This is a genomic window from Pantoea anthophila (assembly GCF_006494375.1).
Taxonomy (GTDB): domain Bacteria; phylum Pseudomonadota; class Gammaproteobacteria; order Enterobacterales; family Enterobacteriaceae; genus Pantoea; species Pantoea anthophila.
Genome location: NZ_VHIZ01000038.1, coordinates 122,501 through 141,116, shown reverse-complemented (window position 1 = coordinate 141,116; position 18,616 = coordinate 122,501). Strand labels below are relative to the sequence as shown.

At 59.0% G+C, this 18,616-nt stretch carries 15 protein-coding genes; 5 read left to right on the top strand and 10 right to left on the bottom strand.

Annotated elements, in window-relative coordinates; translation table 11 throughout:
• Positions 1 to 16: 16 nt before the first annotated feature.
• The 5 genes from FJW00_RS09625 to FJW00_RS09605 form a co-directional block, all read right to left on the bottom strand.
• Positions 17 to 721 (bottom strand): haloacid dehalogenase type II, encoded by a 705-nt coding sequence (locus FJW00_RS09625; RefSeq protein WP_140923857.1) that lies wholly within the window; start codon positions 719 to 721, stop codon positions 17 to 19.
• A gap of 343 nt (positions 722 to 1,064) precedes the next feature.
• Positions 1,065 to 1,739 carry a hypothetical protein gene (locus FJW00_RS09620; protein WP_140923854.1) on the bottom strand — a complete coding sequence of 225 codons (675 nt, stop codon included), beginning with the start codon at positions 1,737 to 1,739 and terminating at the stop codon, positions 1,065 to 1,067.
• 108 nt (positions 1,740 to 1,847) lie between these two features.
• Positions 1,848 to 2,981, bottom strand: a complete 1,134-nt coding sequence (locus FJW00_RS09615; RefSeq protein WP_140923852.1) for a glutathione-independent formaldehyde dehydrogenase — start codon at positions 2,979 to 2,981, stop codon at positions 1,848 to 1,850.
• A 314-nt stretch (positions 2,982 to 3,295) separates the two neighbouring features.
• Positions 3,296 to 4,243 carry a sulfonate ABC transporter substrate-binding protein gene (locus tag FJW00_RS09610; RefSeq protein WP_140923850.1) on the bottom strand — a complete coding sequence of 316 codons (948 nt, stop codon included), beginning with the start codon at positions 4,241 to 4,243 and terminating at the stop codon, positions 3,296 to 3,298.
• Between the two features lie 94 nt (positions 4,244 to 4,337).
• Positions 4,338 to 6,227 carry a sigma-54-dependent Fis family transcriptional regulator gene (locus tag FJW00_RS09605; RefSeq protein ID WP_140923848.1) on the bottom strand — a complete coding sequence of 630 codons (1,890 nt, stop codon included), beginning with the start codon at positions 6,225 to 6,227 and terminating at the stop codon, positions 4,338 to 4,340.
• A gap of 275 nt (positions 6,228 to 6,502) precedes the next feature.
• On the opposite strand from FJW00_RS09605, the gene ssuD reads away from it, so the two are divergent.
• From ssuD to FJW00_RS09580, 5 genes are all read left to right on the top strand, one after another.
• Complete coding sequence (gene ssuD, locus FJW00_RS09600) at positions 6,503 to 7,675, top strand: FMNH2-dependent alkanesulfonate monooxygenase (protein WP_140923845.1); 1,173 nt, start codon at positions 6,503 to 6,505, stop codon at positions 7,673 to 7,675.
• Positions 7,676 to 7,694: 19 nt separating this feature from the next.
• Entirely contained in the window at positions 7,695 to 9,107 is a 1,413-nt protein-coding gene (locus FJW00_RS09595; RefSeq protein ID WP_140923843.1) for an FAD/NAD(P)-binding protein, read from the top strand.
• 69 nt (positions 9,108 to 9,176) lie between these two features.
• Positions 9,177 to 10,583, top strand: coding sequence for an LLM class flavin-dependent oxidoreductase (locus FJW00_RS09590; protein WP_058958143.1), 1,407 nt, complete (start codon positions 9,177 to 9,179; stop codon positions 10,581 to 10,583).
• A 209-nt stretch (positions 10,584 to 10,792) separates the two neighbouring features.
• Positions 10,793 to 12,253, top strand: coding sequence for an MFS transporter (locus FJW00_RS09585; RefSeq protein WP_140923841.1), 1,461 nt, complete (start codon positions 10,793 to 10,795; stop codon positions 12,251 to 12,253).
• On the top strand, positions 12,246 to 13,463 hold the full coding sequence (locus FJW00_RS09580; protein ID WP_140923839.1) for an acyl-CoA dehydrogenase family protein: 1,218 nt from the start codon (positions 12,246 to 12,248) through the stop codon (positions 13,461 to 13,463). Before FJW00_RS09585 ends, FJW00_RS09580 begins: the two co-directional genes overlap by 8 nt.
• 35 nt (positions 13,464 to 13,498) lie before the next feature.
• Here FJW00_RS09580 and FJW00_RS09575 read toward each other — a convergent pair whose 3' ends face one another.
• The 5 genes from FJW00_RS09575 to FJW00_RS09555 are packed head-to-tail and all read right to left on the bottom strand — an operon-like array spanning position 13,499 to position 18,615.
• The gene (locus FJW00_RS09575) at positions 13,499 to 14,149 is read right to left on the bottom strand and encodes a methionine ABC transporter permease (RefSeq protein ID WP_009093148.1); all 651 of its coding nucleotides are present in this window, start codon (positions 14,147 to 14,149) and stop codon (positions 13,499 to 13,501) included.
• Positions 14,133 to 15,236, bottom strand: coding sequence for a methionine ABC transporter ATP-binding protein (locus FJW00_RS09570; protein WP_140923836.1), 1,104 nt, complete (start codon positions 15,234 to 15,236; stop codon positions 14,133 to 14,135). Before FJW00_RS09570 ends, FJW00_RS09575 begins: the two co-directional genes overlap by 17 nt.
• Positions 15,237 to 15,238: 2 nt before the next feature.
• On the bottom strand, positions 15,239 to 16,045 hold the full coding sequence (locus tag FJW00_RS09565) for a MetQ/NlpA family ABC transporter substrate-binding protein (RefSeq protein ID WP_046103094.1): 807 nt from the start codon (positions 16,043 to 16,045) through the stop codon (positions 15,239 to 15,241).
• A 24-nt stretch (positions 16,046 to 16,069) separates the two neighbouring features.
• Positions 16,070 to 17,428, bottom strand: coding sequence for an LLM class flavin-dependent oxidoreductase (locus FJW00_RS09560; protein ID WP_140029897.1), 1,359 nt, complete (start codon positions 17,426 to 17,428; stop codon positions 16,070 to 16,072).
• The gene (locus tag FJW00_RS09555; protein WP_140923834.1) at positions 17,425 to 18,615 is read right to left on the bottom strand and encodes an SfnB family sulfur acquisition oxidoreductase; all 1,191 of its coding nucleotides are present in this window, start codon (positions 18,613 to 18,615) and stop codon (positions 17,425 to 17,427) included. Before FJW00_RS09555 ends, FJW00_RS09560 begins: the two co-directional genes overlap by 4 nt.
• Position 18,616: the final 1 nt, after the last annotated feature.

Sequence of the window (18,616 nt, the reverse complement as noted above, 5' to 3'; positions counted from 1 at the left end):
GGATTTGATCTGCCGGTCATCGCGTTAAGCAGAGCCGTTTAAGCTGTGCGGCCAGCGCACCTGTATCGCTGACGATCAAATCCGGTGCAGGCGCCAGTGGATAAGGTGACTGGCCTTTGCGGGTGATAAATGCGGTCTTCATCCCTGCCCGTTTTGCGCCACCGACATCCCAGCCATGCGCCGCCACCATCATGCACTCTGCGGCAGGCTTGCCCATCTCTTTCATTGCCCACTGATAAACTCTCAGATCGGGCTTATAAACCTTAACCTGCTCCACGCTGAGAATGCGGGCGAATAGCGGTGCCAGCCCGGCTGAACTGAGTTGTTGTTCAGCCAGCGCGGCAGAGGAGTTGGTCAGCGCAACCAGCGTAAAACCCTGCTGCTGCAGGGCAGTCAGCCCTGCGGCGACATCAGGATGCGGCGGCATTGCGGCGATAATGTCAGCCAGTGGCGTTGCTTCTTCAGGCAGGGTTACACCGTAACGCGAAGCGGTCATCTTCAGCACCGCTTCGGCGATATCACCAAAGCTATGCCAGCTGCCGGTCACGGATTCGACCAGAGAGTGGTGCAGCACCGAGGTAAACCAGGCTTCGGCACGTTCCGGCCGGTCACCGAGTCGCTGTGCGACCACCTGATTCAGTTCGGTGGTGTCCAGCAGGGTCTCATTGACATCGAAAAAGAGGGTGTCACTGCAGGAATGGGGGTTGAGATTGTTAGTCATCTTGACTCCGGTTGGCTTGATGAGAGGCGTTAAGGGCGCTGATTGAAGGTAGGACACCGGGAAGGATTGCTCAAGAACGGGGGCTGCGTGTCGTTGTAATTCAGGCTGTGAAACTGGATGTTGTTTAAAATGCGCACAATACTAATTATGTTAAATAAAGTGTTCTGCTCTTAGAGCTGATACCTCCTCTTCATGTACTCATGAACCCTGATCGGATAACTTCCGGACAAAAGATTAAATGGATTGATCATTGATAACATTTCAAGCGTAAGCCGATATAAAAAATTTGAGATATATAGGATCAGTACAAAATTCCTTTCAGGAAAAAACTGTCTTCACATAATCAGCATCGTCCGTCTTTCTGACATTCATTTATTGGTACCCATTCACCAGTAGGTTCTGATCTGTCTGTAGAGATAAGTTGTAAGACTCCTGCGTTATATAATCCAGGAACGCCCGAAAAAGAGATTTTTTTTCCCTCTTGGAAAAGACCGTCATAGATAATCTGTTTTTCCCCTCCAGTCAATGAGATGAGTGCTACAGTCACTCTACCGCTTGAGCAATAAGCCTCTGTAATAACGTTGTTTTTCCATTCATCGTCAATGAGGCTAGAGGGTGCACTGGATGTCGTTCCTCCTGGCTTTGTGCACTCTTCACCTGGAATCGACACGCCTGTCATCTCTCTATTTCTCGTATTGCTTTCTGAACGAGGAATATAAAACGTGACAGAAAAGTGATAATCATTATGTTCTTGAAGGGGGTGTAAGAAGCCATCGATTTTCAACCCTAAAAAGTTCATAACGGGACTAATATTTTGGGAAATAAAATTACGATAACCTTCTAAAATTGCATCGCCTGTACTGGAGATTAAGGAAGTCATAATCAAAGCAGCGATTATATAGAGTCGTTTTCGGAAGCTGTTTACATTTTTGATTTTCATAGGCCTTAAAGTTATCCCATTATTTTTATCCTTAACGTTATCATAACCAGCCTCAATTCGCGTCTGTTCTTGGTGCAAATCATATATTCAGCAAGTCGAATTTCATCATCCCCAGCCACAGACAGGCAGTTTGCGTTCTCCCTCTTCCCACCGCCTGAATGTGTCTTATCTCTTCTGAACGACCTGTCAGGGTTTCAGAATGACTTTTGTCCAGCCATTATCACGATCATCAAAATGCTTATAGCCTCCGGCTGCGTCTGCCAGCGCGAGTCGGTGCGAAATGATCTGCGCCGGATTGGCTCTGCCCTGATGGATAAGCCTGGCGAGCTGGCGGTTATACGCTTTGACATTACACTGGCCGGTCTTGATCGACTGGCCCTTGAACCAGAAATTACCAAAATCGAAAGGCACTTTACCCTCTTTGGCCAGATCGGTCGCGCCGCCGGGGTCCTGCGGAACAAAAACCCCTACCGCACCGATACCGCCCGTGGCCTTGGTTGAGGCGACCAGGCTGTTCAGCGTGGCAGAGTTATCCTCGTGGCCATGTTTATTGCAGCACTGATACCCCACGCACTCGCAACCGCAATCCGTGCCGCGCCCATCAGTTAACTCGAGAATTTTATTGACGGCCTCATCACCCACCCCGTTGATGGCCACTGCGCCCATCTGTTCAGCCAGCGCCAGTCTGTCCGGATGGGTATCCACCACAAACACCTGCGAGGCGCCCTTAATCAGGGCCGAGTGCGCAGCCATCAGGCCGACCGGTCCGGCACCGTAAATGGCAACACTCTCTCCGGGGCGCAAGCCTGCCAGTTCAGTGGCGTGCCAGCCGGTGGGGAAGATGTCGGACAGTAGAACGTAGTCTTCCTCTTTTTCTACCGCATCAGGCGGCAGCACCAGGCAGTTAAAGTCAGCATAGGGAACGCGCAGTAGCTCCGCCTGTCCGCCATCCCATTCGCCCATTTCAGCAAAGCCATAGGCGGCACCGGCCGTACCCGGGTTTGCCGTGAGACAGTAACCGGTTAACCCTTTCTCGCAATTTTCACAGAATCCGCAGCCAACGTTAAAGGGCAGGCAGACATAATCGCCGACTTTGACCCGCTCAACCGCGCCGCCGATTTCGATGACCTGGCCCAGGTTTTCATGGCCAAAGATGCGACCCTGTTCGAAGCTGGTGCGCCCTTCATACATATGCAGGTCGGAACCGCAGATATTGGTGGTGGTAATACGGACAATGACATCGGTAGGACGAACGATTCTGGGATCCGGCACCTCTTTGACTGAAACGTCAAAAGGTCCGTTATAGACAACTGCTTTCATGGTGTTCTCCTCACGTGCATGATCAGTTATGAAGGCTGCGGCTGCGTGAATGTTTGCGGTCGCCACCCTCTTCGTGATGCTGCTTTTTCAATCAAATGGCGTGATTGAATGTGTAAGTGTAGAACAGCGCATGGCGCAGTCTGAGGATATTAATATTATGTAACCCTATGAAATTTAAGCACCGCTTCGCTAAAGCCCTCCTGTTTCTCACCTTATCAACGCCTTTGCGTCCTGCTGCCGCTTGCCTTACGGCAGGTTAATTTTTGCTCTGAAGCCGGTGGCGGAGATTGCCCCAAACCTCCGCCGGCTCTCCCCTACTTTTTATCCTGCGACCAGGTGGCGCTGCGGATATCGACCTTCACCGGCAGCAGACCAATCCGGGTAAAGGTATCCGCCAGCGCCTGCTGCTGGGTGAAGACCTCTGGCGTCATCCGCTCTGCGCCAAACGGCATTCTCGCCAGCGCGCGCTGCCAGACAGGCTGGGGCAGCCCGGTTGAGGTGGACATGATTCTGGCTGCCTCTTCCTGATGCTGATTGGCCCAGCTGCTGAGCGTGCCGAGTTCATCCACGACCTTGCTGGCGATCTGCGGGTACCCTTCCGCAAACTTACGGCTGGCGAGGTAGAAGGTGTAATGGGGCACCAGTCCTTCTGCATTTTTGATCAGCCGCGCATGAGCATTGGTTTCCACTTCTGCATAGTAAGGATCCCAGATGACCCAGGCGTCCACTGCGCCGCGCTGGAAAGCGGCACGCGCATCGGCAGGAGGCAGATAAACCGGCGTAATGTCTTTGTAGCTCAGCCCGGCCTGCTCCAGCGCGGTGACCAGCAGATAGTTCACGTCAGAGCCTTTGTTCAGCGCGACGCGCTTCCCCTTCAGATCCGCAACGCTTTTGATCGGCGAGTCGGCCGGAACCACAATCGCCTCGGTTTTCGGGTTGGCGGGCGAGTGTGCCAGATAGACCAGATCGGCCTGAGCGGCCTGCGCGAAGGTGGGCGGCGCGTCGCCGGTCGCCGCGAGGTCGATGCTGCCGATGTTCAGTCCCTCGAGCATCTGCGGCCCGGCCGGAAACTCAATCCAGTGAACCGCGATCCCCTGCTTTTTAAATTCCTGATCCAGCGTGCCGCGATATTTCAGCAGCGCGAAGATATTGGCCTTCTGGAAACCGATATTGATCGTTTCGGGCTTCTCTGCTGCCTGGGTGCTGAATGCTAAGCCCGCCTGAGCGGCAATAATGAGTGCGCTGAGTAATACTTTTTTCATTTCTCATTCCTGAGTCTGTTGTAGTCAGCGCAACATATCAAACGCGGGGTGCCGCGCTTAGCGAGGAAAAGTTCGATGCTTAGCTGAAAAAACGCTATGGATGCCAGATGGACTCGCGAACCCGGATAGCGCGATTAAACAGCCCCAGCGCATAGAAGCGGTCTGCGATGGTCTGCTGTTCGCGGATGATGGCTAAATTCATGCGCTGGGTCTGATGACTGCGCCGGGCCAGGGCATGCATCAGAGATGAAGTGGAGATGCCGAGTTCGGTGGAGAGCAGCCCGGCGGCTTCCGCGCGGTGCGCATCAATGTAACGTCCCGTCTGCTCCAGCGCGCCAAGCAGAACCTGCAGCAGATCGCCCGAATGGGCGGCAAATCCGCGTTCGGCGAGATAGAACTGATGGTTGTTGACCCGCCCGGTGCCGTCAGCAATCACCCTGAACTGCCCGCTGTTCTCGGCATCGCTGAGCAGGGGATCCCACATCATCCAGGCATCCACCGCATTGAGATCGCTGGGCGTTAAGGGATATCGGGGCGGCGCGTAGACGATACGCACATCATCCAGGGCTAACCCCGCCTCATCCAGAATCTGCAGCAGCAGATAGTGAACGTTGGAGCCGCGGTTGACGGCGATACGCTTCCCTCTGAGATCGCCTATCTGCTGAATCGGGCTGCTGTCCGGCACCAGCAGCGCGACACTCTGCGGCGCCGCTGGCTCCCAGGCGACATAAATCATCGGGCTGTTGCTGGCCTGGGCAAACAGCGGCGGCACTTCGCCGGTGGTGCCGAAATCGATCTCCTTATTGCTCAGCGCATGCAGAAGCTGCGGACCCGCCGGAAACTCGCTCCACAATACGCTGACGCCACGATCCGCCAGCTGCTGTTCCAGCGACTGACGCGCTTTCAGAATGCCGAGGTTGCCGAACTTCTGATAACCGATGCGCAGTTCCCGCTCATGCTCCGGAGCCTGGCAGGAAGCGGTCTGGCGCTGACGCAGGGCGGTGCGGCGCGGTTTAATCACGCCGAGGTGTCCCAGCTGGGTGCGCAGCGTATGACGGCTGATGCCGAGCAGAGCGGCAGCCTGAAGCTGATTGCCCTGGGTCAGTTCCAGCGCATTTTTCACCAGCGCGGCAATCACGCGGGGATAGAGTGGCGTTTCGCTCTGCTGCATCTGCTGGCGCAGGAACTGATCCAGCGCCTCTTCGCCAGGCGGCAGATCGCCTTCTGCCAGCGGACTCAGCCGCAGCTGCTGCGGCGTCACCACGGAGCTTTTGCTGAGCAGCACGGCGTTATGCAGCGTATTCTCCAGTTCGCGGATGTTGCCCGGCCAGCTGTAGGCCATCAGCGTCGCCAGCGCCTCCTCGCTGAGGCGGAGCTGAGGACGGCCCAGGCGACGTGCATAGAGCTGCAGAAAGTGCGTGGCCAGCACCGGAATATCCTCGCTGCGCTGGCGCAGCGGGGGCAGCGTCACACTGGCTACATTCAGCCGGTAGTAAAGGTCTTCCCGGAATCGCCGTTCACGAATCGCTGCGGCCAGATCACGGTTCGTCGCCGCAATCACCCGCACGTTGACCTTTACTGCCCGTGACGATCCGACACGGGTGATCTCACGCTCCTGCAGCACGCGTAGCAGCTTTATCTGTAGCGACAGACTCAGTTCGCCGACTTCATCGAGCAGCAGCGTGCCGCCTTCTGCCGCTTCAAACCAGCCGCGATGCCGCTCCTGTGCGCCGGTAAACGCCCCTTTCTCATGTCCAAACAGTTCTGACTCCGCCAGACTTTCGGTCAGCGCACCGCAGTTAACCGCCAGGAACGGCTGCCGGTTGCGCGCGCTGTGATGATGCAGATAGCGCGCCATCACCTCTTTACCGGTGCCGGTTTCGCCAATAATCAGTACGGTCGCATCGGTGGGGGCGAGCTGATCCAGCACGCTTTTAAACGCGCGCGATGCGGGGTCAATCAACTCAGGGCTGGAAATCTGCATCTCGTTTTACCGGGTTACCAGAAGAGTGATGACCATACCGCGCGTCCGCCGCATAAACGAGAGGCCGGAGGTGCCGGATTGTTGCCGACGCGACAGCCTGCCACCCTGGCTGTTGCAAATGCAGCAGCGCCAGTCGAAATCGTAGATGCCTATCTCACTGAATTAACGGGATAAAAATAGCTGCTCGATCTGGCACGCTATCTGCTAATGGCTATATAACCAAAGGAATTATCCCTATGTATTAAATTCAAATATCGTTATAAAGGAATCTGCTAATGAGCCACGCGACACAGGAAAACCTGAATCTCTTCTGGTTTCTGCCCACCCACGGTGACGGGCGCTATCTGGGGACAACCGAAGGAGGCCGGGCGGTCGATTTACCCTATTTACAGCAGGTGGCGCTGGCGGCAGACAATCTGGGCTACTACGGTGTGTTGATCCCGACCGGCAAGAGCTGCGAAGATTCATGGCTGGTCGCCTCGGCGCTGGCCCCGATCACCAAAAAACTGCGCTATCTGGTGGCCGTACGCCCCGGCCTGCAACCGCCGAGCCTGGCGGCACGGATGGCAGCGACGCTGGATCGCCTCTCGGGCGGGCGTCTGCTGATTAACGTGGTCACCGGCGGCGACCCGGTGGAGAACAAGGGTGATGGCATCTTCCTCAGTCACGCCGAGCGCTATCAGGTGACCAGGGAGTTTCTCGACGTCTACTCCCGCCTGCTGAAAGGCGATAAGGTCGACTTCGAAGGAGAGCATATTCGCGTAGAAGGCGCGGAGATCCTCTTTCCTCCGGTGCAGGAGAACGGCCCGCCGCTCTATTTTGGCGGTTCCTCAGAGGCGGCTATCGACGTTGCCGCCAGCCAGATCGATACCTATCTGACCTGGGGAGAACCGGTCGAACAGGTGGCAGAGAAGCTGGCGGTGGTGCGTCAGCGGGCGCAGGAACAGGGCCGCACGCTCTCCTATGGCATCCGGTTACATGTCATTGTTCGGGAAACGGAAGAGGAGGCCTGGGCCGCCGCCGATCGGCTGATCTCGCATCTGGATGACGAGACGATCGCCGCAGCGCAGAAGATTTTCGCCCGGATGGATTCAGCCGGTCAGGCGCGGATGAGTGCGCTGCATCAGGGGTCACGGGAGAGTCTGCGCATCGGGCCTAATCTCTGGGCGGGCGTGGGACTGGTGCGCGGCGGCGCAGGCACCGCGCTGGTGGGCAATCCGCAGCAGGTTGCCGATCGTATTCGTGAATATCAGACGCTGGGGATTGAGAACTTTATCTTCTCCGGCTATCCGCACCTTGAAGAGGCGCACCGCTTTGCCGATCTGGTGATGCCGCTGTTACCGCTGGCGGCAAATGCTGAAAAGAAACAGCGCAGCGTGAATACCGGGCCCTTTGGCGAAACCATTGGCGGCGACCGTCGCCCGGAAAAGCACTCCAGCGCCAGTTAACAGAAGAAAAGGCTCGTTTATGTCACAACAGCAGATTGTCATCATTGGCGGTGGATTCACCGGCACCGCACTGGCGATCCATCTCGCCCGGCTGGGCGAGGCGGGGTTGAGCGTGACGGTGATCGAACCGCGGGCGCAGCTGGCGCAGGGCGTGGCGTATGGCACGCCCGATCCGGCGCATCGTATCAATGTGCCGGCTGCAAGAATGCAGCTGGCCGGGGATGAAGCGGGCGCGTTTGACCGTGACTACCGCGCCTCGCCGCACTTCCGCGACGATCCGGACGCGCTGTGGCATGACGGCAATGTTTACCCGCAGCGCGGCGAGTTTGGCCGCTGGGTCAACGCGCAGTTTATTTATCAGCAGCAGCACTCGCCCGTGACGCTTCGCCATTTACGGGACAGCGCGGTTTCCCTGCAGGAAGGCATCGTCACTACGGCTTCAGGTCAGCGCATCCGGGCCGATCAGGTGGTGCTGGCGATCAGTCATCCGCCGCCTGAACTGCCTGCGCTGCTTAAACCGCTGCAGGCGCACCCCGCCGTCATCGCTAATCCCTGGCAGGGTGATGCGCTGGCCCGGATTGCGCCAGACGAGCGGGTGGTGATCATCGGCTCAGGGCTGACCATGTCTGATGTCGTCGCCTCGCTGCACCGCCAGCGGCATCGCGGCGGGATAACCGTTTTCTCGCGTCGCGGGCTGGTGCCGCGCGCCAACCTGAGCGGCAGCGAAGAAGAGTACACGCTGGATTACCGCCTGCCGCAGCCCGCCAGCGCGCGAGGCTGGTTACATCGGGTGCGTCAGGAGGTTAAACAGGCCGCGGCGCTGAATCTCCCCTGGCAGCTCGTGCTGGATGATATTCGCCGCAACGGGCAGCGTATCTGGCAGAGCCTGCCGCTGCATGAACAGCAACGCTTTCTGCAGCATCTTCGTCCCTGGTGGGACGTTCACCGCTACCGCATCGCCCCGCAGGTCAGCCAGGTGCTGACTCAGCTGCAGGCCAGCGGTCAGCTTTCGCTGCGGGCGGCGCGTCTGATCGCCGCCGAACCGGCGGGAGACGCGCTCCGGCTGACGCTGCGGCTGCGGGGCGCGCATCAGGAGAGCCGGGTAGTGGATCGGGTGATTGTGACGACCGGCCCGGCGCATAACGCGCTGCTCAACAGCAATGCCCTGCTGCGCCAGCTACACCGCGACGGCATGATTCAGCCCGACGCACTGTCGCTGGGCATCAGCGTCAATGCACTGTCGCAGACGCTGGATGCCAGGGGCGAACCCAATCCGCATCTCTCTGTGGCCGGGCCTGCCGCGCGCGGACGTTTTGGCGAGCTGATGGGACTGCCACAGGTGGCAGAGCATGCGGAATCGGTGGCGCACAGGCTGCTGAGCATTACGCCCTCCTCCCTCAGTGAGCGATGTCCCGGCTCCCTGACGCACTGATTCAGCCCTGAAAAAACCTCAATCTATACGCGGGCGGCAAGCGATTGCCGCATCCGCTCAGGAGTCGCTATGTCATCGCAACGTGAAATTCGCCTTAATGCTTTCGATATGAACTGTGTCGGTCATCAATCTCCCGGCCTGTGGGCGCATCCCCGCGACCGCTCCTGGCAGTATAAAGATCTGGAGTACTGGACCGACCTGGCGCGCCTGCTGGAGCGCGGTAAGTTTGACGGGCTGTTTATTGCGGACGTGCTGGGCGTCTATGATGTGCTCAACGGCAATAACCAGGCGGCCATTCGCCAGGCCACCCAGGTGCCGGTCAACGATCCGCTGGCATTAATCACGCCGATGGCGCTGGTGACGGAGCATCTGGGGTTTGGCCTCACCGCCTCGCTCTCGTTTGAACACCCCTACCCGTTTGCACGGCGCATTTCCACGCTCGATCACCTGACCAAAGGCCGCATCGGCTGGAACATTGTGACCTCCTATCTGGAGAGCGGCGCGCGCAATATCGGCCAGCAGACGCAGACCGATCATGACGCGCGCTATGACTATGCCGATGAATATCTTCAGGTGATCTATAAACTGCTTGAGGGTAGCTGGGAAGATGACGCGGTCGTGCGCGATCGCGAACGCCATATTTTCAGCGACCCGGATAAAATTCATCCGATTAACCATCAGGGCACCTTCTTTCAGGTGCCGGGCATTCATCTCTGCGAACCGTCACCGCAGCGCACGCCGGTACTTTACCAGGCGGGAGCCTCCAGCCGCGGCAAGGCGTTTGCGGCGGAACATGCCGAGTGCGTGTTCGTGGCGGCTCCCTCGAAAGTGCTGCTGAAAAAAACCGTGGCGGATATTCGCCAGCGAGCCGCCGCGGCGGGACGCGATCCACGCGACATACTGATCTTCAATCTGCAGACGGTGATTGTGGGTGAAACTGACCTGGCAGCGCAGGCCAGATGGCAGGAGTACAAACGCTATGTCAGTTACGAAGGCGCGCTGGCGCTGATCTCCGGCTGGACCGGTATCGATTTCGGCCAGTATCAGCCGGATCAGGTGCTGAAGCATCTGCACACCAATGCGATTCAGTCGGCGGTAGAGACCTTCTCCACCGCCGATCCGAACCGCCAGTGGACGGTCCAGGGCCTGGCAGACTGGGTCGGGATCGGGGGATTCGGGCCACTGCTGGTGGGCAGTGCTGAAACCGTGGCGGATGAGCTGCAGAGCTGGGTGGAGGAAACCGATGTGGATGGTTTTAACCTCGCCTACGCCGTAACGCATGAAACCTTTACCGACGTGGTGGAGCTGCTGGTGCCGGAGCTGCAAAAACGGGGGGTCTATAAGCAGGATTATCAGCCGGGAACGCTGCGTGAAAAGCTGTTCGGACAGGGGCCACGGCTGGCATTGCCGCATCCGGGGGCTGGCTATCGCCGGCGTTCTGATTCAGCGCAGCGGACGCTCAACCTGGCGGTTTAGTATCAGGCTGTACGCACAGCCGCCTGACACCGGATTTACCTGAACGCTGCCGGATGAAATAACCCCTTCATCCGGCCTTTCGCATGCCAGTAAAATCGCATTAACTTATTGAATTTATTATAATCGTTATCCATATTTGTTGGTTGTTTACTGCCCCGGGAATACCTATAAAAGCCTCGTTACCTGCTGAATACAATAACGAGGATACGATGAGTACACTGAATATTGACGACACCCTGACCATCCCGCCGCCCCACTCCACGCCGGTGCGTTCGGTGAGCGACGTGGCCCGGCTTATCAACAGTAAAAGTGAGAAAAACAGCTACGCCCGCTGGATCGTGTTTCTGGCGCTGGGCGGTGTGTTTCTTGATGCCTACGACCTGACGACGCTCTCTTACGGCATTGATGATGTCGTCAGAGAGTTCAGCCTGACGCCGGTGCTCACCGGGCTGGTGACCTCCTCCATCATGATCGGCACTATCGTGGGCAATCTGATCGGCGGCTGGCTGACTGATAAATATGGCCGCTACTCCGTATTTATGGCGGATATGCTCTTCTTTGTCGTCTCGGCCATCGCTGCGGGTCTGGCACCCAACGTCTGGGTGCTGATTGGTGCGCGCTTTCTGATGGGGATCGGCGTGGGGATCGATCTGCCGGTAGCCATGGCTTATCTGGCCGAGTTTTCTAAATTCTCCGGCAAAGGCAATAAAGCGTCGCGCCTCGCGGCCTGGTGCCCGATGTGGTATGCCGCCTCATCCGCCTGTTTCTTCATTATTTTTGCGCTCTATTTTCTGCTGCCTGCTGAACACATCGACTGGTTGTGGCGCGCCTCGCTGCTGTTTGGTGCCGTACCGGCCCTGCTGATTATTGCGGTGCGCAGCAGATTCATGAACGAGTCTCCTCTCTGGGCGGCTAATCAGGGCGATCTGCGCGGTGCGGTGCGTATCCTGCGCGACTCTTACGGCATCGAGGCGCATGAAGTGCAGCCCGAAAGAGACGTTACCGTGAAGGCGGCGCCGAAAGTGAGTTTCCGGGTGCTGTTTCAGAAGCCTTATCTCGAGCGCACGCTGGTCAGTGGGGTGATGAACGTCTGTATCGCCTTTGAATACACCGCCATCGCCTTCTTCCTGCCGTCGATCCTTGCGCAGTTTCTGGGAGCGGGCGTCTTCGAAACCATCTCTGCCTCGCTGGGACTGAATGCGCTGTTTGCCTTTACCGGCGGCCTGCTGGGCATGCGGCTGGCGTGGAAATTTCCCTCCCGTCATGTGGCGATTGCCGGCTTTGCGCTGCAGTTTATCGCGCTGATCTCGCTGGCACTGATTGGTCATCCGCAGGCGACGACGGGTGTGGTGGTGGCGGTGCTGATGCTCGGTCTCTGGCTGTTTGCTGAAGGTTTCGGGCCGGGTGCGCAGTTGATGATCTATCCGGCACTCTCCTACCCGACGCATATCCGGGCCACCGGCGTCGGCTTCAGCCGCTCGCTTTCCGGCATTGGTAGTGCGCTGGCGCTGTTTATTCTGCCCATTCTGCAGGCGCGCTACGGCACCAATATGTTCTGGATTGTCTCTCTCGCCGCCCTTATTCCGATTATTTTCCTGTTGATCGTCCGGTTTGAACCGACCCGACAGGACATTGATGAACAACCCGCCACAGGAGACGATCATGTCTGAACTCAACCCGACTGAATTTGCCGCGCTGCGTGACCATTTCAGACCGCTTTTTGACCGTATTGCCAGCGAGGCGGCGGCACGGGAAACCGGACGCACGCTGCTGCATGAGCCGATCCGCTGGCTGAAAGAGGCCCGGTTCGGCACACTGCGAATCCCGAAAGAGGACGGCGGCTTTGGTGTTTCGCTGCCCCAGCTCTTTTCGTTACTGACTGACCTGGCCGAGGCAGATTCGAACCTGCCACAGGCGCTGCGCGCGCACTTTGCCTTTATCGAGGATCGCCTGAACCAGCCTGACAGCGACGCACGCCGTCGCTGGTTCCGGCGTTTCGTCGACGGTGAGCTGGTGGGCAGCGGCTGGAGCGAGGTCGGCGCGGTGAAGCTGGGTGAGGTGATCACGCAGGTTTCCCCCGCGCCGGCGGGATGGGTGATCAGCGGTGAAAAGTTTTACAGCACCGGAACCCTCTATGCCGACTGGATCGATGTCTATGCAAAGCGGACGGACAACGGCCGTGATGTGATTGCGCTGGTGAACACGCACCAGAACGGGGTGGAGCGCGATGACGACTGGGATGGTTTCGGGCAGCGGCTGACCGGCAGTGGCACCACCCGCTTTCATCAGGCCGGGGTTGAGCAGCCCCACGTTTATGATTTCAGCGAGCGCTTCCGCTATCAGACCGCTTTTTACCAGCATGTCCTGCTCGCGACGCTGGCGGGAATTGGCCGGGCGGTGGTGCGCGATGCGGCACAGGGGGTGGCGCAGCGTAAGCGGATTTACAGTCACGGCAACGCCCCTCAGGTGAGGCAGGATGTGCAGGTGCTGCAGGTGGTCGGACAGATCAGCAGCTGGGCCTGGGCCGCCGAAGCCGCCGTTGAGCGCGCGACCCACTCACTGCAGCGGGCGTTTGAGTTACAGCTCAGCGGCGCGGATGACGCTGCCCTTCACGCGGCTAACGTGCTGGCAGAAGTGGAATCTGCTAAAGCGCAGACCGTAGCCACGGAGCTGGTGACGCGGGCCGCCACGGAGCTGTTTAATGCGCTTGGTGCGTCGGACACCCGCGTCAGCAAGGCACTGGACCGCCACTGGCGCAACGCCCGCACGGTCTCATCACACAACCCGGTGATCTACAAAATCCGCAATGTGGGTGACTGGGAAGTGAACGGCAGCGATCCGACTTTCATCTGGCAGATAGGCAATGGCGAAGGCGCGTGAGATCGCTAAGGCCGGGGGTTCCCGGCCTTACCCGCTCAGCGATGATTCAGACGACGCGAAAGCCGGTCTCCGCATAACTGAAGCAGCGTGACCAGTGCGACCAGCACCACAATGACCGTCACCATGACCTGCATGTCAAAGCGCTGGTAGCCATAGCGATAGGCCAGATCCCCTAATCCCCCGGCACCGATGGCACCCGCCATGGCTGAGGCGTTGATCATGGTGACCAGCGTAATGGTGAAACCACTGACGATGCCAGGGCGCGCCTCCGGCAGCAGCACATGCCAGATAATGTGCCAGCGATGAAAACCCATCGCCTGCGCCGCTTCGGTCAGCCCTTTATCCACCTCCCGCAGGCTGACCTCCGCAATGCGGGCAAAGAACGGGGTTGCCGCCAGGGTCAGCGGCACGACGGCCGCCCAGACGCCGTAGGTCGTCCCGACGATCCAGCGGGTAAAGGGGATTAACGCCACCATCAGAATCAGAAAGGGTATGGAGCGGAAGAGATTCACTATCCAGCCCAGCACCCGATTGAGTGCCGGACTGGGAAAGAGATCGCCCCGTCCGCTGACCACCAGAATCACCGCCATCGGCAACCCCAGCGCCAGAGCCAGCGCAGAGGAGACGCCAACCATCAGCAGGGTGTCCAGTAACGCGGTCCACAAACGATCAATAGCCTGTGACATAACCCACTACCTCCAGTCGATCGGCAATGTGCGCCAGTTGAGCGGTGACGGATTGCGCCTCATGCTGTGCATCCAGCAGCACCAGCAGCTGCCCCACCGGTTTCTGTTCCACCCACTCAATCGCGCTGTGGATCAGCGTGATTTCCCCCGGCACCCGCGCGCCCAGCGCGCCGATGTCGGGCCGGGCACCCTGTCCGGTGTAGCGCAAACGCAGTAACAGCCGCGCATCCTGATGCAGCCGGTGATCACTCAGGCGGGCGGCAACGGATTCGGGCAGCGTCTGATGACCGGGATTGAGCAGCTGACGCGTGGTTTCCTGCTGCGGGTCGCTGTAGACCTGCCAGACCGGGCCGCGTTCGATGATTTCCCCCTGATCGATGACCGCCACGTTGTGGCAAAGGTCATGCACCACATCCATCTCGTGTGTGATCAGCACAATGGTGATATGACGCTGCTGATTAATCTTTTTCAGCAGCGCCAGAATCGCACGCGTGGTTTCGGGATCGAGTGCTGAGGTGGCCTCATCGCACAGCAGCAGTTCCGGGTCGTGCACCAGCGCACGGGCAATACCGACGCGCTGCTTCTGCCCCCCGGAGAGCTGTGCAGGCCAGGCGTGTTGCCGCGCTTCCAGCCCGACCAGCGCCAGCAGTTCATCCACCTTTCGCGCCCGCGCCGCCGCCGGCACGCCGGCAACCCTGAGCGGCAGCTCAATGTTCTGTCTGACGGTTTTGGCGGAGAGCAGATTGAAGTGCTGAAAGATCATGCCCGTGCTGCGCCGCCATTCGACCAGCTGCCGCGCGCCCAGCGCGCTGATGTCGGTGCCGTCGATGACGATGCGTCCACCGGTGGGATCTTCCAGGCGATTCAGGCAGCGGATAAGCGTGGATTTACCTGCGCCGCTGCGGCCGATGATGCCGAAAATCTCACCGCGCTGGATCTCCAGATTGATGTGATGCAGCGCATCGGCCGTCTGACCGGGATAGCGTTTACTGACCGCTTCCAGCCTGACGTGAGCAGCAGCGTGGGTGCGGATTGCGGCGGCGGCATGGGGCAACGCCGTCGCGTCAGGAATGACCATGCTGACCATCGTTACTGACTCCAGCCCGGCTGATAGAGTTTGCCGTAGAAGCTGTCGAGGCTGGCGCGTACCACCGGCGAATGCTGATAGATATCGACAAATTTTGCCAGGCGCGGATCGTCCTGGTGCCCCTCCCGAATCACAAACTGAATCACATACTCCGGATGTTCCAGCCCGTCGAACAGCAGCGCGTGATTCGGATCGATGGTTTTCGCCAGACGCAGATAGTGCGGATACCCCTGCGCCAGGTCAACCTCTTCCAGCGACCGTGAGAGCTGTACCGCTTCGACCTCAATGATTTTCAGCTTCTTAGGATTGCTGACGATATCATCGACCGTGGATTTCAGTCCGGCGCCCGGTTTGAGGGTAATCAGCCCCGCCTTCTGCAGCAGGAGTAAGCCACGCGCGCCGTTGATTGGATCGTTGGCGATGGCGACGGTGCCCCCTTCCGGCACCTGGTCAATGGCGCTGTGCTTTTTAGAGTAAAGCCCGATATTGTTGATGATAGCAGGCGCATAAGCGACCAGATGGAACCCTCCTGACTGATTAGCGTTCTCCAGAAAAGGCTTATGCTGGAACAGGTTAACGTCGATATCGCCATTCTCCACGCTGACGTTGGGCGCAGTCCAGTCGGTAAATTCAACCAGTTCAACCGCCAGCCCCTGCTTTTTCGCTTCCGCCACCGCCGTCTCCAGCGGCGGGGCAAAGGCCGCGGTCGTGCCCACTTTGAGCGGACCGGAATAGTCCGCAGCGGCGACGGCAGAGAGTGTCAGCAGCAAGCCGCCCAGCGTAGCGCGTAATCTGTTTGTACGTGTCATGATGATTCCTTGAGGTTAAGCGGATCAGCGACGGCCGGTGGCATGACGCCACTGCGCCGCCGGGTGGCGATCGGGCAGGCGATCCTGCTGAAAGAGTTTGTTGCGCAGTGAGCCGGGCTGATAAGCCGTTTTGTAGCGACCGCGCTGTTGTAATTCCGGCACGACTAACTCGATAAAATCACGGTAACTTTGCGGGTTAAGAATGCGGGTCAGGTTGAAGCCGTCGATATCTCCCTCATCCATCCACTGCAGCAGTGCCTCCGCAACCTGCGCGGGATTGCCGATAATCAGGGGATAACGACTGCCCATGGCGTGCTGCTCCAGCAGGCGACGGCGGGTCCAGCCGCTGTACGCCTGACTGACCGACTCTATTGCGCGAGTTTCACCGCTGATGATGGGCTCATCGGGACCGAAAGCTGCCAGATCGAGGCCAATCGAGCTGGAAAAATGGGCGATACCCGCTTCCGGGCTGGCATATTCGAGATAGCTGCGGTGCTTCTCCTGCGCTTCCCGCTCGGTCGGAGCCACAATCACACCGACTCCCATGAAAATACGCAGGTCCTCTGCACGGCGGCCCGCTGCGGTCGCCGCTTCACGCAGCCGCTGCGTCTGCTGACGCATTGCCGCGGGTGTCGCGGCATTGACGAACGTGCACTCGGCATGACGCGCCGCAAACTGAATGCCACGGGCAGAGGTGCCGGCCTGGAACAGCAGCGGCGTGCGCTGAGGTGACGGACTGCTGAGGTGATACCCCTCAACCTGATAAAATTCCCCCTGATGTCTGATGGGATGAATTTTGCTGGCATCGGCATAAAGACGCCGCTGGCGATCGACGACGAGAGCATCATCCTGCCAGCTGCCTTCCCAGAGCTGATAGCTGACGTCGAGAAACTCATCCGCCTGAGCGTAACGCTGGTCATGCGCCAGCAGCTGTTTGTTACCCATCGCCCGTGCAGCACTGTCCAGGTAGCCGGTGACGATGTTCCAGCCAATCCGCCCCTGCGTAAGATGGTCGAGCGTTGAGAGACGACGGGCAAAGGGAAACGGTGCTTCATAGCTGAGGTTGGCGGTCACCGCAAAACCGAGATGCTGTGTGACGCCCGCCATGGCTGAAACCAGCATCAGCGGATCGTTGACCGGCAGCTGAATCGACTCGCTCGCCGTCAGCCCGATACCCTGCTGATAAACGTCATAGACGCCCAGGATGTCCGCAATAAACAGTCCGTCGAACAGCCCGCGCTCCAGCAGGCGTGCCAGATCGGTCCAGTAACTCAGGCTATTGAATTCGGTGGAGTGATCCTGAGGGTGTGTCCACATGCCGTGATGAATGTGCCCGACACAATTCATGTTGAAGGCGTTGAGCAGAACCTGTTTCTGACTCATAGCGTACCCCGGCGCGGTGGCAGTACGCCATTGAGCAGGAAGTTGCCTATCGCGGGATATTTCCAGCGCACTGGATCGTGCAGGGTGTGAGTGCGCGCATTGCGCCAGTGGCGGTCGAGATGATATTCACGCAGGCTGGCCCGTGTGCCGCCGAGTTCAAATAGCAGGTTAGCGGCCTCCAGTGCGACCTCGGTGGTCCAGGCGCGCGCCTTCGCCACCGCAATCGAAGCCTGCGCCACCGTATCAGCGTCAGGCTGTTGTTGCGCAACGTCAATGGCTGCACCCGCCTCCGCGATGAGCGCCTCGCCGGCCCGCAACCGTGCCGCCAGACGCCCGGTGCGATCGAGCGTTAAGGGGTCCTCACAGGCGCGGGTCACGCCGCTGTCTGGCCACGGCCGGGCACGCTGACGCAGAAAGTCGAGCATGTCATAAAACGCCGCCTGGGCAATGCCCTGATCGATCGCGGCATGCAGGATCTGTGCAAAAGGGCCCAGCGAGGTCGGCCGCTCAAATGCGGTCTGAAACGGCACCACATCGTCTGCCTCCACCCTGACGTTCTCAAACAGGACGCTGCCGCTGCCGGTGGTACGCTGGCCGAAGCCACTCCAGTCATCAATAACCGTCACGCCTGCCTGATGTCGGGGCACAAATACCAGCAGCTCTTTCTCGTCTTCGTCGCGCGCTGCCGTGGGAATGCGATCGGCAAACAGCGCACCGGTGGCGTAAAATTTCGTGCCGTTAAGGACATTATCGCGGATCTGTGTGGTGCGCTGATGTGCCGCGCGGGAGGCAAATTCCGCCAGTGCATTTCCCAGATGGACGCCAGCCAGTACCTCGCCATAAAAGCGTTGCTTTTGTGATTCGCTGCCGTTGAGGCGCAGGACTTCCAGCGCGTAGAAGTGATTCTGCGGAACCTGCCCTATCGCCGCATCGGCCTCACTGAGCAGGGTGATAACGGAGGCGAGCGTGGCGGTTGAAACTGCAATGCCGCCATACGCCTTTGGAACGGTGATCGCCCCCAGGCCTGACTGAAACAGTCTCTGCAAGGGGGCATAGGGCAGCTCACGTTCGCGATCCCGCTCGGCGGCACCCGCACGGAACGCCTGCGCCAGTTGCGCGGCCACGTCCAGCGCCTGTTGCTCACTGCGGAGGCGGTCGGCGGGCTGTTTCGGCTGAACCTGACTCATT